The organism is Paracoccus sp. (in: a-proteobacteria), from assembly GCF_030538695.1.
Classification (GTDB): domain Bacteria; phylum Pseudomonadota; class Alphaproteobacteria; order Rhodobacterales; family Rhodobacteraceae; genus Paracoccus.
Map to the genome: position 1 here is coordinate 14,724 of NZ_JAUNTN010000024.1, position 20,536 is coordinate 35,259.

Annotated in this window: 22 protein-coding genes; 13 read left to right on the forward strand and 9 right to left on the reverse strand. The window is 63.8% G+C overall.

What is annotated here, in order from left to right:
- Positions 1-22: 22 nt before the first annotated feature.
- On the reverse strand, positions 23-682 hold the full coding sequence (locus Q4G24_RS13400; protein WP_303367045.1) for an alpha/beta hydrolase: 660 nt from the start codon (positions 680-682) through the stop codon (positions 23-25).
- Between the two features lie 159 nt (positions 683-841).
- On the opposite strand from Q4G24_RS13400, the gene Q4G24_RS13405 reads away from it, so the two are divergent.
- Positions 842-1,303 (forward strand): Rrf2 family transcriptional regulator, encoded by a 462-nt coding sequence (locus tag Q4G24_RS13405; protein WP_303367046.1) that lies wholly within the window; start codon positions 842-844, stop codon positions 1,301-1,303.
- On the opposite strand, the gene rnhA is transcribed toward Q4G24_RS13405, so the two are convergent.
- Genes rnhA through ispH form a run of 4 tightly spaced genes read right to left on the reverse strand, consistent with a single transcriptional unit; the run spans position 1,300 to position 3,826 of the window.
- Positions 1,300-1,767, reverse strand: a complete 468-nt coding sequence (gene rnhA / locus Q4G24_RS13410; RefSeq protein WP_303367047.1) for a ribonuclease HI — start codon at positions 1,765-1,767, stop codon at positions 1,300-1,302. The genes Q4G24_RS13405 and rnhA overlap by 4 nt on opposite strands.
- Positions 1,768-1,776: 9 nt before the next feature.
- Positions 1,777-2,214 carry a DUF3429 domain-containing protein gene (locus Q4G24_RS13415; RefSeq protein ID WP_303367048.1) on the reverse strand — a complete coding sequence of 146 codons (438 nt, stop codon included), beginning with the start codon at positions 2,212-2,214 and terminating at the stop codon, positions 1,777-1,779.
- Positions 2,211-2,816, reverse strand: coding sequence for a glutathione S-transferase family protein (locus Q4G24_RS13420; protein WP_303367049.1), 606 nt, complete (start codon positions 2,814-2,816; stop codon positions 2,211-2,213). Before Q4G24_RS13420 ends, Q4G24_RS13415 begins: the two co-directional genes overlap by 4 nt.
- Before the next feature lie 59 nt (positions 2,817-2,875).
- Entirely contained in the window at positions 2,876-3,826 is a 951-nt protein-coding gene (gene ispH, locus Q4G24_RS13425; RefSeq protein ID WP_303367050.1) for a 4-hydroxy-3-methylbut-2-enyl diphosphate reductase, read from the reverse strand.
- Positions 3,827-3,913: 87 nt separating this feature from the next.
- On the opposite strand from ispH, the gene Q4G24_RS13430 reads away from it, so the two are divergent.
- Complete coding sequence (locus tag Q4G24_RS13430) at positions 3,914-5,095, forward strand: PQQ-dependent sugar dehydrogenase (RefSeq protein WP_303367051.1); 1,182 nt, start codon at positions 3,914-3,916, stop codon at positions 5,093-5,095.
- Positions 5,096-5,176: 81 nt separating this feature from the next.
- On the opposite strand, the gene Q4G24_RS13435 is transcribed toward Q4G24_RS13430, so the two are convergent.
- Positions 5,177-5,737, reverse strand: a complete 561-nt coding sequence (locus Q4G24_RS13435; protein WP_303367052.1) for an NYN domain-containing protein — start codon at positions 5,735-5,737, stop codon at positions 5,177-5,179.
- 76 nt (positions 5,738-5,813) lie between these two features.
- Here Q4G24_RS13435 and folK point away from each other — a divergent pair, with 76 nt between their 5' ends.
- The 5 genes from folK to Q4G24_RS13460 all read left to right on the forward strand — a co-directional run bounded on the left by folK (position 5,814) and on the right by Q4G24_RS13460 (position 11,439).
- Entirely contained in the window at positions 5,814-6,398 is a 585-nt protein-coding gene (gene folK, locus Q4G24_RS13440; RefSeq protein WP_303367053.1) for a 2-amino-4-hydroxy-6-hydroxymethyldihydropteridine diphosphokinase, read from the forward strand.
- 69 nt (positions 6,399-6,467) lie between these two features.
- Positions 6,468-6,827 (forward strand): DNA-directed RNA polymerase subunit omega, encoded by a 360-nt coding sequence (rpoZ, locus tag Q4G24_RS13445; protein WP_303367054.1) that lies wholly within the window; start codon positions 6,468-6,470, stop codon positions 6,825-6,827.
- Positions 6,828-6,852: 25 nt separating this feature from the next.
- On the forward strand, positions 6,853-8,967 hold the full coding sequence (locus Q4G24_RS13450; RefSeq protein WP_303367055.1) for a bifunctional (p)ppGpp synthetase/guanosine-3',5'-bis(diphosphate) 3'-pyrophosphohydrolase: 2,115 nt from the start codon (positions 6,853-6,855) through the stop codon (positions 8,965-8,967).
- A 24-nt stretch (positions 8,968-8,991) separates the two neighbouring features.
- Positions 8,992-9,621, forward strand: coding sequence for a DUF2062 domain-containing protein (locus Q4G24_RS13455; protein WP_303367056.1), 630 nt, complete (start codon positions 8,992-8,994; stop codon positions 9,619-9,621).
- Positions 9,622-9,876: 255 nt separating this feature from the next.
- Positions 9,877-11,439: a 2-isopropylmalate synthase gene (locus tag Q4G24_RS13460; RefSeq protein ID WP_303367057.1), complete on the forward strand. Its 1,563-nt coding sequence runs from the start codon at positions 9,877-9,879 to the stop codon at positions 11,437-11,439.
- A 42-nt stretch (positions 11,440-11,481) separates the two neighbouring features.
- On the opposite strand, the gene Q4G24_RS13465 is transcribed toward Q4G24_RS13460, so the two are convergent.
- Positions 11,482-12,321, reverse strand: a complete 840-nt coding sequence (locus Q4G24_RS13465) for a glycosyltransferase (RefSeq protein ID WP_303367058.1) — start codon at positions 12,319-12,321, stop codon at positions 11,482-11,484.
- Between the two features lie 218 nt (positions 12,322-12,539).
- Between Q4G24_RS13465 and Q4G24_RS13470 the strand changes: the two genes are divergently transcribed.
- From Q4G24_RS13470 to Q4G24_RS13495, 6 genes are read left to right on the forward strand one after another with little or no spacing between them, the layout of a single operon-like run.
- Positions 12,540-13,574 (forward strand): rod shape-determining protein, encoded by a 1,035-nt coding sequence (locus Q4G24_RS13470; protein WP_303367059.1) that lies wholly within the window; start codon positions 12,540-12,542, stop codon positions 13,572-13,574.
- A gap of 10 nt (positions 13,575-13,584) precedes the next feature.
- Positions 13,585-14,514: a rod shape-determining protein MreC gene (gene mreC, locus Q4G24_RS13475; protein ID WP_303367060.1), complete on the forward strand. Its 930-nt coding sequence runs from the start codon at positions 13,585-13,587 to the stop codon at positions 14,512-14,514.
- Positions 14,511-15,107, forward strand: a complete 597-nt coding sequence (locus tag Q4G24_RS13480; protein WP_303367061.1) for a rod shape-determining protein MreD — start codon at positions 14,511-14,513, stop codon at positions 15,105-15,107. The genes mreC and Q4G24_RS13480 overlap by 4 nt, the downstream gene beginning before the upstream one ends.
- Before the next feature lie 5 nt (positions 15,108-15,112).
- A complete protein-coding gene (gene mrdA / locus Q4G24_RS13485) occupies positions 15,113-17,068 on the forward strand; it encodes a penicillin-binding protein 2 (RefSeq protein ID WP_303367062.1) in 1,956 nt (651 codons plus the stop codon).
- Entirely contained in the window at positions 17,069-18,208 is a 1,140-nt protein-coding gene (gene rodA / locus Q4G24_RS13490; RefSeq protein ID WP_303367063.1) for a rod shape-determining protein RodA, read from the forward strand.
- Positions 18,205-19,107, forward strand: coding sequence for a glyoxylate/hydroxypyruvate reductase A (locus Q4G24_RS13495; protein ID WP_303367064.1), 903 nt, complete (start codon positions 18,205-18,207; stop codon positions 19,105-19,107). Before rodA ends, Q4G24_RS13495 begins: the two co-directional genes overlap by 4 nt.
- Here Q4G24_RS13495 and Q4G24_RS13500 read toward each other — a convergent pair.
- Together Q4G24_RS13500 and Q4G24_RS13505 are read right to left on the reverse strand one after the other, a co-directional pair.
- Positions 19,104-19,919 carry an SseB family protein gene (locus Q4G24_RS13500; protein WP_303367065.1) on the reverse strand — a complete coding sequence of 272 codons (816 nt, stop codon included), beginning with the start codon at positions 19,917-19,919 and terminating at the stop codon, positions 19,104-19,106. The genes Q4G24_RS13495 and Q4G24_RS13500 overlap by 4 nt on opposite strands.
- Positions 19,916-20,494 (reverse strand): uracil-DNA glycosylase family protein, encoded by a 579-nt coding sequence (locus Q4G24_RS13505; protein ID WP_303367066.1) that lies wholly within the window; start codon positions 20,492-20,494, stop codon positions 19,916-19,918. Before Q4G24_RS13505 ends, Q4G24_RS13500 begins: the two co-directional genes overlap by 4 nt.
- Positions 20,495-20,536: the final 42 nt, after the last annotated feature.

Below are 20,536 nucleotides of genomic sequence, written 5' to 3' on the forward strand. Positions count from 1 at the left end.
ATGGGGGCAGCGCCCCCAGCCCTTACCGGGTCGTTTCCGTCAACCGCCGCCGCACATAAGCCTGCACATTGTCGATCATTGGCTTCATATACAGTTCATCATCACGGAAGAAATGATCCGCGCCCTCGATCACCTCATGGGTGACGGTGATGCCCTTCTGCTCGGCCAGCTTGGCGACCAGCGCATCGGTGTCCTTGGGCGGAGCCACCCGGTCGGCCGAACCGTTGATAATCAGCCCCGAGGCCGGGCATGGCGCCAGAAAGCTGAAATCATACATATTCGCTGGCGGAGCCACGCTGACAAAGCCGGTGATCTCGGGACGCCGCATCAGCAGTTGCATCCCGATCCATGCGCCAAAACTGAACCCGGCGACCCAGCAATGCTTGCTATTGGGGTTCATTGCCTGCAAATAATCCAGCGCCGCGGCGGCGTCGGACAGCTCACCGATACCCTGATCGAACTCCCCCTGCGAGCGGCCTACGCCCCGAAAGTTGAACCGCATCACGGTAAAGCCCATGCGGTGAAAGGCGTAATGCAGGTTGTAAACCACGCGGTTGTTCATGGTGCCGCCGAATTGCGGATGCGGATGCATCACCAGCGCCAGCGGCGCATCGGGGATCGGCTGCGGGTGGTAACGGCCTTCCAGACGCCCCTCGGGGCCGGGGAAGATCAGTTCGGGCATGGTGTTCCTTCCGCTTTGGGCTTTCTTGACGCAAAGGCGCCTGCGCCGTAGATCGGTGCCAACCGGGTCACGCATGGGTTGGCGCGACGGAATCCGGGCAACTTTGCCGATTACACCGGCAAGGGCGCAAGCGTCAACCGGCCAGAGAGAGGGGATAAGATGAAACTGTCAACCAAAGGCCGCTATGCCATGGTCGCGCTGGTCGATCTGGCACTGGCAAAAACCGACGCGCTGACCTCGCTGGCGGAAATCTCGCGCCGTCAGGACGTGTCCTTGCCCTATCTGGAACAGCTTTTCGTGCGCCTGCGCCGCGCCGGGCTGGTCGAATCGGTGCGCGGCCCCGGCGGCGGCTACCGCCTGTCGCGCCTGCCGGAACAGATCCGCGTTGCCGAAGTTCTTGCCGCCGTCGATGAAACCGTCAGCGCCCTGCATGTCGGCGCGGGGGCCTCGGGCGGCGTTTCCGGGTCTCTGGCACAATCGCTGACCAACCGGCTGTGGCAAAGTTTCTCGGCACAAGTCTATGTCTTCCTACACAACACCACCCTTGCGGATGTCGTCAAGAATCAACTTTTGCCCTGCCCGGCAGTCCCCAACCTGATGCAGATTGTGGACGAGGATTAAGCCTTTTCCCGCTTTGGCTTGAACGGGGCCATCCCGGCACGAGCCAGCTCATCGGCACGTTCGTTCTCGGGGTGGCCGGCATGACCCTTGATCCATGCCCAGGTCACCTGATGCCGGCCCTGCGCCGCATCAAGGCGTTGCCACAGGTCCACATTCTTGACCGGCTTGCGATCAGCCGTCCGCCAGCCGTTGCGCTTCCAGCCATGAATCCAGCCGGTGACGCCATTCTTCACATAGGCGCTGTCGGTGGTGATAGTGATGGCACTTGGCCGAACCAAAACCTCAAGCGCGGAAATCGCTGCCATCAGCTCCATCCGGTTGTTGGTGGTGTCAGCCTCACCGCCCTGCAATTCGCGTTCCTTGACGGTGGTTTCGCCATCCATCGCCCGCATCAGAACGCCCCAACCGCCGGGGCCGGGGTTGCCGCTGCACGCGCCATCAGTCCATGCGAAAAGCTCTGTCATCCTCATTCCTCAGAACATCGGCTGGCCGTAAAGCCCCACCGCAAGGCAAAATGCCGCACCAAGGCTGACCCAGACCCGGAACCCCGGCCACCAGCCCGGCGCGATCCCCGCGCGGGCCGCGATCCAGTCCAGCAGCGGCAGCAGCACAAATCCCCAAAGCAGCGCCGACAGCACCACATCGGTGCGATCAATCGCCGTCACCAGCACCCAAACCGCCGGAATCAGCGCCAGACCATGCGCCCAGACGACCCCCGCCCGCGCCGCAAAACCCCACAGCGCCCCCGCCGACAGCGACAACAGCACCTGCCCATAGACCACCATCAGCACCAGGCCCCGCTCGGCCAAAGCACCGGGCAGGATCGGCGCGAATGTCAGCACCTCAACTGCGGCCAGCCCAAAGGGCAACAGCAATAGCGCCCATAACGTGACCTGCGCGGCAGCACTCATCCGTCCAGCACCACATAGCCGGGCAGCGCCGCGACCCGTGCCAGCCAGGCGTTTATCGCCGGAAACCGCGCCATCTCGAACCCGCCCCGGCTGCCCGCCGTGCAGGTGTAGCCATACAGACAAACATCCGCGACCGAGGCCCGCTCCCCCACCAGCCAGTCCTGACGGCTCAGCCGATCTTCCATCACCGCCAGCAAAGCGTGACCACGCTCCAGCAGATCGGCCATGCGCTCGGGCGTGGCCAAAGCCCGGCGCGAGGGGTAAAAGGTCAGCGCCCCACGCACCGCAATCACGCCTTCATGCTGGTTCTGTTCCCAAAACATCCATGACAGCACTTCGGCCCGCAGAAAGGCATCCTCGGGCAGAAACCCCGTCCCTTCGGCCAGCCAGCACAGAATCGCATTGGACTCCGCCAGCATCCGCCCATCATCCAGATGCAGCACCGGCGCCTTGCCAAAGGGCAGCGCCCCGGCGGCCTTGGCCTGCGCCAGCGCCGGGCTGGAATCCTCGACATCCACCACCTCGGCCCGCTGTCCCAACAGACCCAGCAGCAGCCGCACCTTGTAAGAATTGCCCGACGACGGCATCGAATAAAGCCTCATCACGCCCCCGCTTTCTTCTTCACTTAAATATCCCGGGGTCCGGGGCAGCGCCCCGGTCCTTACGCCCGCAACACACGCGGCACTTTGAACTCGACCCGCTCCTGCGCGGTTTCGACCACCTCGACCATCACATCATAGCGTTCCGCAAAGGCCGCGATCACCTCATCGACCAGCACTTCCGGCGCTGAGGCCCCCGCCGTCACCCCGACCGAGGCCACCCCCTCCAGCGCCCGCCAGTCGATCTCATCGGCCCGCATCACCAATTGCGCATAGCCGCAACCCGCAGCCCGCCCGACTTCGACCAGACGGCGCGAGTTCGATGAGTTCGGCGCCCCGATCACCAAGAGCGCGTCGATCCGGCCCGCAATTGCCTTGACCGAGGCTTGCCGGTTAGTGGTGGCATAGCAGATGTCCTCTTTGCCCGGCCCGACGATACCGGGAAACCGCACTTGCAGAGCTGCCACGATCTGCGCGGTATCATCGACCGATAAGGTCGTCTGCGTGATCCAGGCCAGCCGCTGCGGGTCGCGCGGCTCCAGCGCCGCAACATCAGCGATGGTCTCGACCAGCAACACCTCGCCCTCGGGCAATTGGCCCATGGTGCCCAGAACCTCGGGGTGGCCGGCGTGGCCGATCATCACCATCTGCAAGCCCTCGGCATGGTGACGCTCGGCCTCGACATGCACCTTGCTGACCAGCGGACAGGTCGCATCGACATAGATCATGTTGCGCCGCTCGGCTTCCGCCGGGACGGCCTTCGGCACGCCATGGGCGGAAAAGATCACCGGGCGGTCGGCGGGACATTCATCCAGTTCTTCGACAAAGACTGCGCCCTTGTCGCGCAGGCTGTCCACCACGAATTTGTTATGCACGATCTCATGCCGGACATAGACCGGGGCACCCCATTTTTGCAGCGCCAGTTCCACAATGCGAATCGCCCGGTCCACGCCCGCGCAAAAGCCGCGCGGTGCCGCCAGATAAAGGGTCAGAGGGGGTTTTGCCTGTTTCATTCCACCCGCCTACCCCGACCCGGCGGGAAAATCCAGTTGAACCCGCCGCCCCGTCACCGCGTTGTCCCCGAAAGCAAAGGAGGCCGCATGAAACCGATCCTGACCACCGCCGCCCTGCTTCTCGCCAGCACAGCACTGGCCGAGCCATGGCCCACCCCCGCCCCGAACGCCGCGAACCAGACCCCGGCCTTTGCGGAACAGACCCGCGCCCCGGCGATGAACAGCGGCGTAACGCTGACTGCGCAGCCCATCGTGCGGGGGCTGAACCACCCTTGGGCGCTGGCTCTGACCCCTGATGGCGGGGCGCTGGTCATGGAACGCGCGGGCAACCTGCGCCTGTATCAAAACGGCACCCTGTCCGAGCCGGTCCGCGGCATCCCCGAGGTCGCCGCCAGCGGTCAGGGCGGCCTGCTGGATGTGGCGCTGTCGCCGGATTTCGCGCAAAGCCGGGTGATTTTCCTGTCCTATGCCGAACCGCGCGAGGGCGGGAACGGCACTTCGGTCGCACGGATGCGGCTGGCGGATGACGGCGCGTCGGTCAGCGATGTGCAGGTGATCTTCCGCCAGACTCCGACCTATCAGGGCAACCTGCATTTCGGCGGGCGCATCGTCCCCGCACCGGATGGCAGCCTGTTCATCACGCTGGGGGAACGCTCGAACACACCAATCCGCGACACCGCGCAGGATTTGGGCAACACGCTGGGCAAGCTGGTGCGGATCCTGCCCGATGGCAGCATCCCCGCCGACAACCCCTTTGTCACCACGCAAGGCGCCCGCCCCGAGATCTACGCCCTTGGCTTCCGCAATGTGCAGGCAGCGGCGCTGGACCCGCAGGGGCGGCTGTGGACCGTTGAACACGGCCCGCGTGGCGGGGATGAGGTGAACCGCCCCGAGCCGGGCAAGAATTACGGCTGGCCGGTGATAACCTATGGTCAGGCGTATTCCGGTGCGCCGATCAATCAGGGCATCACCGCCGCGGATGGGATGGAACAGCCGGTCTATTACTGGGACCCGGTAATTGCGCCTTCGGGGGCGGCCTTCTATGACGGCGCGGCGCTGCCAGACTGGCGCGGCAACCTGCTGATCGGGGCGATGAACCCCGCCGGGCTGGTGCGGCTGAAGATCGACGGCAACCGCGTCACCGGCGAAGAACGCTTTGACCCCGGCATCGGACGCATCCGCGACGTTCAGATCGCCCCGGACGGCAGCATCTGGGTGGTGACAGACGAGGCGAATGGCGGGCTGTATCGGCTGACACCCGCAGGATAGGTCGCACGGGGCAAGGCCCAAAACGCCAAGACCCGCCCAAACGGGCGGGTCATTGATGGCAGCCTGCGAACGGCCGTCGGGTCAAACCTCGTCCGGCTGATCCTCGCGCGGTTCACGCGGCGGACGGCCAATCACCTCGCGCAGCGCATCCAGTTCGATGAAATTATCCGCCTGACGGCGCAATTCATCGGCAATCATCGGCGGCTGGCTGCGCGTGGTCGAAACGATCGACACCCGCACCCCACGCCGCTGCAACGCCTCGACCAGCGGACGAAAATCGCCATCACCGGAAAACAACACGGCATGATCCATATGCGGGGCCAGTTCCATCGCATCGACGGCCAGTTCCACATCCATATTGCCCTTGACCTTTCGACGGCCCATCGCATCGGTATATTCCTTGGCCGTCTTGGTCACGGTCGAATAACCGTTGTAATTCAGCCAATCGACCAGAGGGCGAATAGGCGAATAATCTTCGCTTTCCAGCAGAGCCGTATAATAATACGCTCGGATCAGCTTGCCACGACGTTGGAACTCGGACCGCAGCAGCTTGTAATCAATATCAAAACCAAGAGATTTTGCCGCTGCGTAAAGATTCCCCCCATCAATGAACAGGGCCAGCCGGTCATCTTTGTAAAACATAAAAACCTCACTATGATCGGAGATCGCCTGATATGAACAGATCAGTCAGACGATACAATGGCAGGGGGCCATAAAAATGGTTAAGTGTGACGAATATGTGAATCCCCTGATTGCTTTGGGTGCAAATCTGGACGGTCCGGCAGGCCGTCCGGCGGCCAGTCTGATCGCCGCGCTGGATCAGATTGCGGCGCTGCCGGGGGTCACGCTGCACGCGGTCAGCCGGTTCTGGCGCAGTCCGGCATGGCCCATCGGCGCGGGGCCGGATTTCGTCAATGCGGCCTGCGCCGTCACCACCACCCTGCCCGCGTCCAGACTGCTGGAGGCGCTGCACCGGATCGAGGCGGACCTTGGCCGGGTGCGTCAACACCGCTGGGGGGCGCGGGCGGTCGATCTGGACCTGATTGCCTATGGCGCGGCGCTGCTGCCCGACGCCGCCACCGCCGCCCACTGGCGCGACCTGCCCCCCGAGGCGCAGACGCAAGAAACCCCCGACAGGCTGATCCTGCCGCACCCCCGGATGCAGGATCGCGGCTTTGTGCTGCTGCCGCTGGCTGAAATCGCCGCCGACTGGCGGCACCCGGCGCTTGGGGCCAGCGTGGCGGAACTGGCCGCCCGGCTGTCGGATGCGGCGCGGCAAGGGCTGGAGCCGTTTCAGCCTTGACAAAAGCGCGGTTTGTGAGCATCTATGCAGCCTTGCCCCGGAATCTGTGATTCGATGAAAAGGTGACTTATGGCCCGCGTGACGGTTGAAGATTGCGTCGATAAGGTTCCGAACCGCTTTGATCTGGTAATGGTCGCGGCCTTCCGCGCCCGCGAAATCGCGGCGGGCAGCCCTCTGACCGTGGACCGCGACAATGATAAGAACCCGGTCGTCGCCCTGCGTGAAATCGCGGATGAAACCCAGCCGGTCGATGCGTTGAACGAACGCATGATCGAATCCACCCAGACCCAGATCGAGGTGGACGAACCCGAGGAAGACGCGATGGCCCTGCTGCTTGGCGCGGAAATCGACCGCCCCAAGCCCGCCGACGAGGAATCCGAGGAAAAAATGCTGCGCATGATGATGGAAGCGCAGCAGGAACGCGGCTGATACACCAAGGGGTCTTCGGCAGGAAATGATTGATGTCGAAGACCTGATTGCCCTTGTCCGCAACTATAATCCGCGCTGTGACGAAGCCCTGCTGCGGCGGGCTTATGATTACGGTCGGCAGATGCACGAGGGGCAATTCCGCCATTCGGGCGAGCCTTATTTCACCCATCCCGTTGCCGTTGCCGCCATCCTGACCGAGATGCGGCTGGATGATGCCACCATCATCACCGCTCTGTTGCATGACACGATCGAGGACACCCGATCCACCTTTTCCGAAGTCGCAGAGCTATTCGGGCGCGAAGTCGCGGATCTGGTCGATGGCGTCACCAAGCTGACCAATCTGCAACTGTCCTCGCCCGGCAGCAAACAGGCCGAAAACCTGCGCAAGTTGCTGCTGGCCATGTCGCGCGACCTGCGGGTGATTCTGGTCAAGCTGGCCGACCGGCTGCACAATATGCGCACAATCCGCTCGATGCGGCCCGACAAGCAGGTGACGAAAGCCCGCGAAACCATGGACATCTATGCCCCGCTGGCCGGGCGCATGGGGATGCAGTGGATGCGCGAGGAATTGGAAGACCTCGCCTTCAAGGTCATCAACCCCGAGGCGCGGAACTCGATCATCCGCCGCTTTGTCACCCTGCAACGCGACACCGGCGACGTGGTGCCGACGATCACCGCCGATATTTTGCTGGAACTGGAAAAAGCCGGGATCGAGGCCGACGCCTTTGGCCGCGCCAAGCGCCCGTTCAGCATCTGGCGCAAAATGCAGGAAAAACAACTGGCGTTCAGCCGTTTGTCCGACATCTACGGCTTCCGCATCATCACCCGGTCCGAGGCTGACTGCTACCGCGCGCTTGGCGTCATCCACCACCGCTGGCGGGCTGTTCCGGGCCGGTTCAAGGATTATATCAGCCAGCCGAAATCCAACGGCTATCGCTCGATCCATACCACGGTGACGGGCCGCGACGGTAAGCGGGTCGAGGTCCAGATCCGCACCCGGCAGATGCATGAGGTCGCGGAATCCGGCGTGGCGGCGCATTGGGCCTATCGTGACGGTCAGCGCAGCCAGAACCCCTTTGCGGTGAACCCGGCGGAATGGGTTGCCAGCCTGACCGAAACCATCGGCAGCATTGACCATGACGAGTTTCTGGAACATGTCAAACTTGAGATGTATTCCGATCAGGTCTTTTGCTTTACCCCGAAAGGTGACGTGATCGCCCTGCCCAAAGGCGCGACCCCGGTCGATTTCGCCTATGCGATCCACACCCGGATCGGCAATTCCTGCGTGGGCGCCAAGATCGACGGCATCCGCGTGCCGCTGTGGACGCGCATCCGCAACGGCCAGTCGGTCGAGGTCATCACCGCATCCGGCCAGCGTCCACAGGCGGCGTGGCTGGACATCGTGGTGACGGGTCGCGCCAAGACCGCCATCCGCCGCAGTCTGCGCGAGGAGGACCGCGACCGTTTCGTGCGCTTGGGCGCGGAACTGGCGCGGGTGGCCTTTGAACATCACGGCCGCAAGGTCACGGACAAGGCCCTGCGCACCGCCGCCAAAATGCTGGCCCTGCCGGAGGCCGACGAGTTGCTGGCCCGTATCGGCAGCGCCGAGATTTCCGCGCAAAAGGTGCTGACGACGCTTTACCCGGAGCTGTCGGACAAGACCGAAACCATTGATCCCGCGCATCCGGTGCTGGGGCTGGCTGCGGACCAGAGCCTGACCCGCGCCCAATGCTGCAACCCGCTGCCGGGGGAACGCATCGTCGGCATCACCTATCGTGGCAAGGGCGTGGTGATCCATGCCATCGACTGCCCGGTGCTGGCCGATTTTGAGGACCAACTGGATCGCTGGGTCGATCTTGGTTGGCGCGAGGGGCTGCACCCGACCGCCTATCCGGTGCCGCTGCTGCTGACGATTCGCAACGATGCGGGCGTTTTAGGCCGCATCTGCACCTTGATCGGAACGCAACGGGCGAATATCTCGGACCTTGAGTTTCTGGACCGCAAGCCGGATTTCTACAAACTGCGGCTGGAGGTCGAGCTGCGCGACAGCGAGCATCTGCACGCCGTTATGACCGCGCTTGACGCTGAAAGCGATGTCGCGCAGGTCCAGCGCCTGCGCGATCCGGCAAAGCGGCCCTGACGGGCTGACAAACGGGATTAAGACGTGTTCAAACGGCGCAAACCTCGCAGTTATGGCGAAGCCGCGACCCGGTTTTTCTATCCCAAAGGCGGATGGGGCCGGGCAAGCCGCTATATGATCCACCGTGTCCGTCGCTTGCCAGACCAGCCGCACCGGGTCGGGCGCGGCGTAGCGGCGGGCGTGTTCATCTCGTTCACGCCGTTGTTTGGCCTGCATTTTCTGGGTGCTGCGGCAATCGCATGGCTGATTGGCGGCAATATTCTGGCTGCGCTTTTGGCAACCTTTGTCGGCAATCCGCTGACCTTTCCCTTTATCGCCGTGCTGGCGGTGCAGCTTGGCCGCTGGATGCTGGGGCTGCGCGAGGACTTGGGCGCACAGCGCATCCTTGGTGAGATTTCCCGCGCCGTGGGCGAATTTTACAATAACGTGCTGGCCCCATTCAGCCAGCGCGAGGTGCATTGGGACAAGCTCGGGGATTTCTTTCACCAGATTTTCCTGCCTTATCTGCTGGGCGGGATCATTCCGGGCATCATTGCGGGCGTGATTGCACATTACCTGACCGTGCCGCTGGTGCGCGGCCACCATCGCCGCCGCGAACGCAAGATGGCCGAGCGCATCGCCCGGCTGCGGGCTGATAAAGACAAACCTGAATAAACCGGCCCAAACAAAAAGGTCCGCTCCGGCCTTTTTAGGCTTTTCCGTTGCGTAACAATGTGCATAGTCAGGCACATGATACGCACAAGACACATTGCCACCCATCGCAACGCGCAATCCTGTGCGCCCGTGGCTGTGCATCTGCGCGGTCTGCTGCTTCTTACGCTGCGCTGAGCGGGTCTTACCGGGCCGCCGCTCAGTCTGGTTCGCGCCCGGTTTCCCAAAATCAGCCAAACTCAGCGAAAGACAGCAGATATGACCGACAAGAACCGTGTTTTCATCTTTGACACCACCCTGCGCGATGGCGAGCAATCGCCCGGCGCAACCATGACCCATGCCGAAAAGCTGGAAATCGCCGCCATGCTGGACGAAATGGGCGTCGATGTGATCGAGGCGGGCTTCCCCATCGCATCCGAGGGCGATTTCGCCGCCGTGTCCGAAATTGCCAAGAACAGCAAGAACGCCGTGATCTGCGGCCTTGCCCGTGCGCAACTGCCCGACATCGACCGCTGCTGGGAGGCCGTCAAACACGCCGCCCGGCCACGGATTCACACCTTTATCGGCACGTCGCCGCTGCATCGGGCGATCCCGAATCTGGACATGGACCAGATGGCCGAGCGCATCGAACAGACCGTGACCCATGCCCGCAACCTCTGCGACAATGTGCAGTGGTCGCCCATGGACGCGACGCGGACGGAACATGATTACCTGTGCCGCGTGGTGGAAATCGCCATCAAATGCGGGGCCACGACGATCAATATTCCCGACACCGTAGGCTATACCGCACCCCGCGAATCGGCCGATCTGATCCGTATGCTGCTGGAGCGGGTGCCGGGTGCGGATAACGTCATTTTCGCCACCCACTGCCACAACGACCTTGGCATGGCGACCGCCAATGCGCTGGCTGCGGTCGAGGCCGGGGCGCGTCAGATCGAATGCACCATCAACGGCCTTGGCGAGCGCGCCGGCAACACCGCATTGGAAGAAGTCGTGATGGCGCTGAAGGTGCGCCATGACATCATGCCTTTTGACACCGGCATTGATACCACGAAAATCATGGGCATTTCTCGCCGTGTGGCACAGGTTTCCGGCTTCCCGGTGCAGTTCAACAAGGCCATTGTCGGCAAAAATGCTTTCCTGCATGAATCCGGCATCCATCAGGATGGCGTACTGAAAAACGTCGAAACCTTCGAAATCATGCGCCCCGCCGATATTGGTCTGAATGAGGCGAATATTGCCATGGGCAAGCACTCGGGCCGGGCGGCGCTGCGGGCCAAGCTGCGTGACCTGGGGTATGAGCTGGGCGACAACCAGTTGAAAGACGTGTTCGTGCGCTTCAAGGCGCTGGCCGATCGCAAGAAGGAAATCTTCGACGAGGATCTGGTCGCACTGATGCAGGACAGCGCCGCCAATACCGACAGCGATTACCTTCAGGTCAAGCATCTGCGTGTGGTTTGCGGCTCTGACGGCCAAAGCGCCACGCTGACCCTGACCGTGGACGGTGTGGAAAAAACTGCCGAAACCAGCGGCGACGGCCCGGTTGACGCCGTGTTCAACGCGGTGAAGGCGATCTACCCGACCAAGGCGCATCTGCAACTGTATCAGGTCCATGCCGTGACCGAAGGCACCGATGCACAAGCCACAGTGTCCGTGCGCATGGAAGAAGACGGTCGCATCGCCACGGGTCAGGCCAGCGACACCGACACCATTCTGGCCAGCGTCAAGGCCTATGTCGGGGCGCTGAACCGGCTGAAAACCCGCCGCGAAATGGTGGGCGAAGGCGCCGATGCCAAACAGGTCAGCATGTATTCGCACTGATCGTTTGGGCGGCCTTCGGGCCGCCCTTTCCGTCGGACCCGCTTACAACGCTGGCGGGTGCAGCAGGCTGATAAAGCGAAAATCCTGCATATAGGGATAATCCGCCCGCAGTTTTTCGCGGAACGGCCCCGAACGCAGCGCCTCGACATAGGGCGGCAGTTTATCCAGATTCATCTGCACGGAATCGCTTTCCCAGCGCATGATAAAAGCGCCGGGGTTTTCGACATCCTGAAGGTTCAGCATTTTCCGCCCCAGGGCGAAATGCCCGACCTCATAGATCATCTTATAGCGGCGATGGTCGCAAAACGCACAGGCCGCCCCCAGAAAGGGCAGGTGAAACGCAAGCGGCTGCGGCGGCCGTCCCGGTTGCAGGGCCATCATCACCCCCCGGTTAAAGCTGATCGCAAAGCGGTCCTGATCCGCGAAACGGGCGGCATGGCGGCGCAGGTTTTCGATATAGCGCACCGGCAGGGCGTCATCATCATCCAGCCGAAACTGCACCACATGCCCTTCGGTCTTTTCGCGCTCACGCACCAGAACCGGACGCAACACCTGACTTAGCCCCGGCGCGTCGGAATAGATCAGCTCGACCTGCGGCACCGGGGCGCAAAGCGCCTCCAGCCGCGCGCGCATATGCGGCGGCAGGCGGTTGGTCGTGACGACGACGAAGCGGAAATCCGGGTCGGTCTGCGCCTTGATGGATGCCAGCGTCAGATGCTCGAAACTGGCGAACCGGCGGGCCATCCGCTGCGGCGTCAGCAGATCGGCGGCGATCTTGTCCAGATGCTCGGTGGTGATCTCATCAATCCCGCGCAAGGACCGCCAGTCACTGCGGCCCACATAGGAAAAACGGCAAAAGCCAATGATCGTGTCGCGGGCCATATTTCCCCCTTTGCGTAGCCCGAGTTAGGCCAGTGGCCCCGTTCACGTCAACGGCAACTGCCCGCCGTTCAAAAAATCCGGGCTTCCCAAGTCGTGTTAACCGATATTATACGACTATCGGCTAACCTGCGAGGCGACTCGGCAGGCTGGCCCAATGAATCCAGCGCCGGGCAATGAACGGCAAGACCTCGGCAGGCGCAGCAGACAAGGACGTAAACATGGCATTCGGCGGGCTGTTTTCGACGGACATCGCAATTGATCTTGGGACAGCGAACACGCTGGTCTATGTCAAGGGCAAGGGCATCATCCTGAATGAACCCTCGGTGGTGGCCTATCACGTCAAGGACGGCAAAAAGCAGGTTCTGGCCGTGGGCGAGGATGCGAAACTGATGCTGGGCCGCACCCCCGGCAGCATCGAGGCGATCCGCCCGATGCGCGAAGGCGTCATCGCGGATTTCGACAGCGCCGAACACATGATCAAGGATTTTATCCGCAAGGTGCATAAGCGCACCGCCTTTGCCAAGCCCAAGATCATCGTCTGTGTGCCGCATGGCGCGACTCCGGTCGAAAAGCGGGCGATTCGCCAGTCGGTGCTGTCGGCAGGGGCGCGTCGGGCCGGGCTGATTGCCGAACCGATTGCGGCAGCCATCGGGGCGGGTATGCCGATCACCGACCCGACCGGCAGCATGGTCGTGGACATCGGCGGCGGCACCACCGAGGTGGCGGTTCTGTCGCTGGGTGACATTGTTTATGCCCGCTCGGTCCGCGTCGGCGGCGACCGGATGGATGAATCGATCATCAACTATCTGCGCCGTCATCATAACCTGCTGATCGGGGAATCGACGGCAGAGCGGGTCAAGACCAACATCGGCACCGCCCGTATGCCCGACGATGGCCGCGGGGCGACCATGATGGTGCGCGGGCGTGACCTGCTGAACGGGATTCCCAAGGAAATGGAAATCACCCAGGCCATGATCGCAGAGGCGCTGTCCGAACCCGTGCAGTCGATCTGCGAGGCGGTGATGGTCGCGCTTGAGGCGACCCCGCCCGATCTGGCGGCTGACATCGTGGATCGTGGCGTGATCCTGACCGGCGGCGGTGCGCTGCTGGGGGAACTGGATCTGGCGCTGCGTGAGCAAACCGGCCTGTCGATCTCCATTGCCGACCAGCCGATGAGCTGCGTGGCGCTTGGCACCGGCAAGGCGCTGGAATACGAAAAACAACTGCGCCACGTCATTGACTACGATAGCTAAGGGGTGAACCTTGGCGCGCAAGGGCTATGACTTTGCAACCCCGGTGCGCCGGGTCATAATCGCCCTGCTGGCCCTGCTGCTGGCGGGGCTTTTCCTGTTTTCGCTGATCGACAGCCCCCGCGCCGAACGGATGCGACAGGCGTTTCTGGACCGTTTCGTGCCGGGCATAGACTGGGTTCTGCGCCCCGCGACCGAGGCCACGCGACTGGCGCGCAACCTGCAATCCTATGCCCGGCTGTCGCAGCAAAATCAGGATTTGCGCCGCGAATTGCAGATCATGCAAGTCTGGAAAGAGGCCGCCGTTCAGCTTGAACAGCAAAACGCCAAGCTGCTGGCGCTGAACAATGTGCGGCTGGACCCGGCGCTGACCTCGGTTTCCGGCGTGGTGATGACGGACAGCGGCACCGCTTTCCGCCAATCGCTGCTGCTGAATCTTGGCGCACGGGACGGGATCGTGGACGGCTGGGCCACGATGGACGGGCTGGGGCTGGTCGGGCGGATTTCCGGCGTGGGTCAAAGCACCAGCCGGGTCATGCTGCTGACCGACCCTTCCAGCCGGATTCCGGTCACGATCCAGCCGTCGGGTCAGCACGCGCTGCTGACCGGCGACAACACCGCTCTGCCGTTTCTGGACTTTATCGAGCGAGCCGAAAATGTGCGCCCCGGCGACCGGGTTATCAGCTCCGGCGATGGCGGGGTGTTCCCGCCGGGACTGCCGGTCGGTCAGGTGGCGCTGGCGACCGACGGACGGTTGCGGGTGCGGTTGGCCGCCGATTACGGCCGGCTGGAGTTTCTGCGCGTCCTGCGCAGCCACGCAGCGGAACGGCTGACCGATCAGGGCGCACTGATCCCGCCAAACTTGCCGGATTTCATCGGCCCACAGCCCCCCATACCGGGCCTGCTGCGCGATGACGCGGCCCAGACGGAACCGCAGGAATGATCCCGCAGGACACCCGTCGCCAGTTTGGCGGCATGGCGCTTTACACGCTGGTGGCGCTGCTTCTGATCGTGCTGCGGCTGGTCCCCGGCACCGCCGGGTCATGGGACGAGGCCGAGGGGCTTCGCGCTCTGGCCCTGCGCCATCTGATCCCCGACACGCCCGGCAGCACCGGACTTCCGGGGCCGGATTTGCTGCTGTGTCTGTCCTTCGCATGGGTGCTGCACCGCCCGCATGAGGTTCCCGCCCCGCTGATCGCGCTGATGGGGCTGATCGACGATTTTGTGACCATGCGCCCGCCGGGCCTTTGGGCACTGATCCTGCTGCTTGGAACCGAGGCTGCACGAAAGCGAGAGCACCGTTGGCGAGACCACGCATTTCTGGTTGAATGGCTGCGCGTGGCCATTCTGATGACCGCCATGCTGATCGGGGCGCGGGTGGTGCTGATGCTGGCCATGCAACCCACCCCGCCGCTGTGGCAAACGGTTCTGAAAGTCATGGCGACGATTGCCGCCTATCCCGTGGTCGTGGTGTTGGCACGCTGGATTCTGCGCCTGCGCCGGGCCACCCCGGCAGAGATCGAGATGCAAAGGTAAACGCGATGCGCCGCTCTGTGAAAGACATTCAGGAAAGCAGCCGCAGCATCACCCGCCGCGGGTTGTTGCTTGGCGTTGCGCAGGCCGGAATCGTGGCGGTGCTGGCGGCGCGGATGCGCTCGATGCAGGTCGAACACGCCGAAGAATACCGGCTGCTGTCGGATGGCAACTCAATCAAGATCCGGCTGATTGCGCCGGTGCGCGGACTGATTCAGGACCGAAACGGCACGATTCTGGCCGGGAATGAACAGAATTACCGCGTCACCCTGACCCGCGCCGAAACCCCGGATGTCTCGCAGACGCTGGCCGCGCTGCGGCGGCTGGTGCCGATGAGTGACGCACATGCCGCCAGCCTGCTGGCCGAAATCCGCCGCCGCAGCGCAGTTACGCCGGTGCCGGTGGCGGACCGTCTGACCTGGGATCAGTTCAGCGCCATTGCCGTCAATGCACCCTCGCTGCCCGGTGTGACCACAGAATCGGTGCTGTCGCGCACCTATCCGCGCAAGGGCGATTTCGCGCATGTGCTTGGCTATGTCGGGCCGGTCAGCGATTATGACCTGTCCAAGATCGAAAACCCCGACCCCGTGCTGATGCTGCCCGAGTTCCAGATGGGCAAGGTCGGGGTCGAGGCCCGGATGGAGGACGCGCTGCGCGGCAAAGAGGGCGCCCGCCGGGTCGAGGTCAACAGCGTCGGCCGCGAGATGCGTGAGCTGTCCCGGCAAGAGGGCCGGCAGGGCGCGACCATCCAGACGACGCTGGATGCCGGGCTGCAAAGCTATATGCAGCAGCGCTTGGGCGAGGAATCCGCCGCCGCCATCACCATGGATGTGACCACCGGCGAGATTTTAGGCATCACCAGCTCGCCCACCTTTGACCCGAACAAGTTCGTGCGCGGGATTTCCGGGCCGGAATACCGGGCCTTGATGAACCACGACCATCGCCCGCTGGCCGACAAGACCGTGCAGGGCGTCTATCCGCCGGGGTCCACCTTCAAGATGGTGACGCTGCTGGCCGGGCTGGAATCGGGGATCGTCGGGCTTGGCGACCGCTTTTATTGCCCCGGCCATTATGAGGTCGCGGGCCGGCGTTTCCACTGCTGGCGACGCGGCGGCCATGGCATGATGGGCGCGATCGAGAGCCTCGAACAATCTTGCGACGTTTACTATTACGAGCTGGCGCATCGCGTGGGGATCGATCGCATCGGCGCGATGGCCCGGCGCTTTGGCATTGGCGTGCGCCACGATCTGCCCATGTCCGCCATTGCCGAGGGCATCGCCCCCGACCGCGAATGGAAACGCCGCCGCCACGATCAGGAATGGCGCGTGGGTGACACCATCAACGCCAGCATCGGGCAAGGTTATGTTCTGGCCTCGCCGCTGCAACTGGCGGTGATGACAGCGCGGGTGGCGACCGGCCGCATGGTGGAACCGCGCCTGATCCGCGCCATCGACGGACAGCCGCTGGCCATCCCGGATTTTGAGGATATGGGCCTCGACCCGCGCTTCCTGAGGGCCGCACGGGCGGGAATGGATGCGGTGATGAACAACAGCCGCGGCACCGCGCTGCGGTCGCGCATTATCCGCCCGGAATGGCGGATGGCGGGCAAGACCGGCACCAGTCAGGTGCGCAACATCACCGCCGCCGAGCGTGCGCGCGGGGTGATTTCCAACGCACAACTGCCGTGGAACCGGCGCGATCACGCGCTGTTCGTCTGCTATGCGCCCTATGACAACCCGCGCTATGCGGTGTCTTTGGTGGTGGAACATGGCGGCGGCGGCTCGACCGCGGCGGCACCTCTGGCGCGTGATATTCTGCTTTATGCGCTCAATGGTGGCGTGCCGCCACTGAACGCTTACCCCGAGGGGCAGCGCGGCGAAATCCGCGCCATGCACGAACAGATGAACCTGCCCGAGCCGCCCTCGCCGCAGCAACAGGCCGGAGGCGGCAGAAGCCGGGCGTAAATGAGCTATCTGGACTATTCCAACCCGACGACCCCCACCGGGCTGCGCAAGATCCTGTATCTGAACTGGCCACTGGTGTTTCTGCTGACGGCGGTGGCCTCGGTCGGGTTTCTGATGCTGTATTCGGTTGCGGGCGGTAATGCGGCAACCTGGGCAGAACCGCAGATGTATCGCTTTGCCGTCGGGCTGGTGTTGATGCTTGGCCTTGGCTTCGTGCCGATGTGGTTCTGGCGGGGTATTTCGATTCCGTTCTATGTGATCTGCTTTCTGCTGTTGGTGGCGGTGGACCTGTTCGGCAGCATCGGCATGGGTGCGCAACGCTGGATCGACCTTGGCCCGATCCGGCTGCAACCCTCTGAACTGATGAAGATTTCCCTGATCCTGCTGCTGGCCGCCTATTACGACTGGCTGGACCCGCACCGGGTATCGCGGCCGCTGTGGGTGCTGATCCCGGTGGTGCTGATCCTTGCCCCCACGGCACTGGTGCTGATCCAGCCCGATCTTGGCACTTCGATCATGCTGGTGGCGGGCGGCGGCATCGTGATGTTCGCGGCGGGGGTCAGCCTGTGGTATTTCGGCGCGGTTATCGGCATGGCCGTCGGGCTGGTCAGCGCGGTGATGCAAAGCCGCGGCACCGACTGGCAATTACTGAAGGACTATCAGTTCCGCCGCATCGACACTTTCCTTGACCCCGCCGCCGATCCGCTTGGCGCAGGTTACAACATCATCCAAAGCCAGATCGCGTTGGGGTCCGGCGGCTGGTCGGGGCGCGGCTTCATGCAAGGCACGCAGTCACGGCTGAACTTTCTGCCCGAAAAGCACACCGACTTTATCTTTACCGTTCTGGCCGAGGAATTCGGCTTTGTCGGCGCGGCCTCGCTGCTCTTGCTTTATGTGCTGATTATCGGGTTCTGCCTGTATTCGGCGCTGACCAACCGCGACCGTTTCGCCAGCCTGATTACCATTGGCATCAGCGGCACGTTCTTTCTGTATTTCTCGATCAACATGGCCACGGTCATGGGGATGCTGCCAGCCAAAGGCTCGCCCCTGCCGCTGGTCAGCTATGGCGGCACCTCGCTGATGATCCTGATGCTTGGGTTCGGGCTGGTGCAGGCCGCCCATGTCCATCGCCCGCGATGAGGGTGCTGTTCGCCGCGCCGGATTGGGACGCATGGGCGCCACATCTGCGCAGCGCCTGCCCCGAGGCTGATTTCACAACCGCGGGCGACCCGGCCGGTTTCGACGTCATCCTTCACGCCCCAAGCAGCGGGCTAAACGATTTCACCCCCTTCACCCGCGCCCGGCTGGTGCAGAGCCTTTGGGCCGGGGTCGAGCGCATCGTAGGCAATCCAACCCTGACCCAGCCGCTCTGTCGCATGGTCGATCCGGGGCTGGCACAGGGCATGGCGGAATATTGCACCGGCTGGGTTTTGCGGGCGCATTTGGGGATGGACCGTTATCAGCAGGACGGGCAATGGCGCAGCGCGACCCTGCCGCCGCTGGCACAAGATCGCCGCGTGACCATCCTGGGCATGGGTGAGCTTGGCCGCCGTCTGGCCGCGATGCTGGCCGGGATCGGGTTTCAGGTCACGGGCTGGTCGGCCTCGGGTCGGGCGCTACCGGGGGTGACAGCCCTGCCCGGCCCGGCGCTGGTTCAGGCGTTAGAGGGCGCGGAAATCCTTGTGACGCTGCTGCCCGACACGCCGGACACCCGCAACCTGCTGGACGCGCGACGGCTGGCGGTGCTGCCGCGCGGAGCGGTGCTGATCAACCCCGGTCGCGGCACGCTGATCGACGATATGGCGCTGATTGCGGCGCTGGATCGTGGGGCGCTGGCCCATGCGGTGCTGGATGTGTTCCGGTCGGAACCTCTGCCACCCAAGCATCCCTTCTGGTCCCATCCCGGCGTGACCGTCACCCCGCATATCGCCGCCGCAACCCGGCCCGAGACTGCCGCTCCGGTCGCCACTGACAACCTGCGCCGGGCGATGGCGGGCCAGCCGCTGCGGTTTCTGGTGGATCGTCAGCGCGGCTATTAGAACCGCAGGATCGGCGGCTTGGCCGGGTCTAATCCGGGGGCTTTCGGCTTCGGTGCCTCATGCTGGTGATCGTGTTGATGATCCGGCCCATGATCCTGCCCACAGCCGCAAGCCACCGGGGCCGAGGTCAGCACAAAAGCCGCATCCGGCAACGCCCCAAGGTCAAAGGCAATATCCACCCGCTGATCCTGCACCGGCAAAAAGGCCAGCATCTCGGCCATGCTTTTGGCCACCGCACCCCGGTCGGCAGGTTCGACCCCCGACAGCGCAATGATATGGCCGCGCCCACCGCCCGGCCAGTCGGCCCCGACCAGCGCCGCCTGATGCACATGACCACGCAGGCTGGCCAGTCGCTCGGCCAGCGGTTCGGCAAGGAGCGTCAGCAACAACGGCGCGGGCGAGGTCAGCCGCGACGGGCGCTCCCCCGCCCCCTGCTCCGGCAGCGCCGAGGACAGGCTTTCCACCAGCCAGTTCAGCATCTCGGGCGGGATCAGCGCCTCGGACGGCTGGCCGGGGTTGACCAGCAGCGACAGCCCGCGCCCGGCCAGCATCGCCGCCAGCACCCGCCCCGGCATCGCCGCGTAATCCGCCGCCTGCCCCAGAAAATCTGCCAGCCTCTCGTCGCTGTCACAGGCCAGCGCAGCCTGCATCCCGGTCAGGTCAAACAACCGCAGGTTCGCCTTGTTGTCCACGGCCTCGCCTGCCAGCGCGACGAAAACTTCGGTATCCGCCAGCTTTTGCAGGTAACGCGCGCGCCCGGCCTCATCGGCCTGATGAAACGGCTGCGGGCAAAGCTGGTCCAGCGGGGTCATGTCAGCACCTCTTGCAAACGGTTGCGCAGCGCGGGCAACAGATCGGTCTGGAACCACGGGTTACGCCTGAGCCAAGCGGTATTCCGCCATGACGGATGAGGCAAGGGGAACACGCCCGGCGCATAGGCCCGCCAGTCCGCCACCGTTGCGCTGACCGCCCGCGTGCCAAGGTGCCAGCGCTGCGCATAGCCGCCGACCAGCAGCGTCAGCCGCGGCGACAACCCGGCCAGCACCTGCGCCCGCCATGTCGCGGCACAGACCGGCGGCGGCGGCAGATCCGCGCCCTTGGCATCATAGCCCGGAAAGCAAAACGCCATCGGCACAATCGCAATCCGGTCGCGGTCATAGAACGTCTGCCGGTCAAGCCCCATCCAGTCCCGCAGCCGGTCGCCCGACGGATCGTTGAACGGCACCCCGGTCTGATACACCCGCATCCCCGGCGCCTGCCCCACAACCAACACCCGCGCTGAAGCCCGAAACCACGGCACCGGGCGCGGCTGATGCGCGCTTGCCGTCGCCGCAAACCGCGCTTCGCACAGGCGGCAGGCTGAAATCCGGTGGGTCAACTCATCCATGACGCGAAGATAATCAGCCCAAGGCGATAAAAAAGTGAAAAA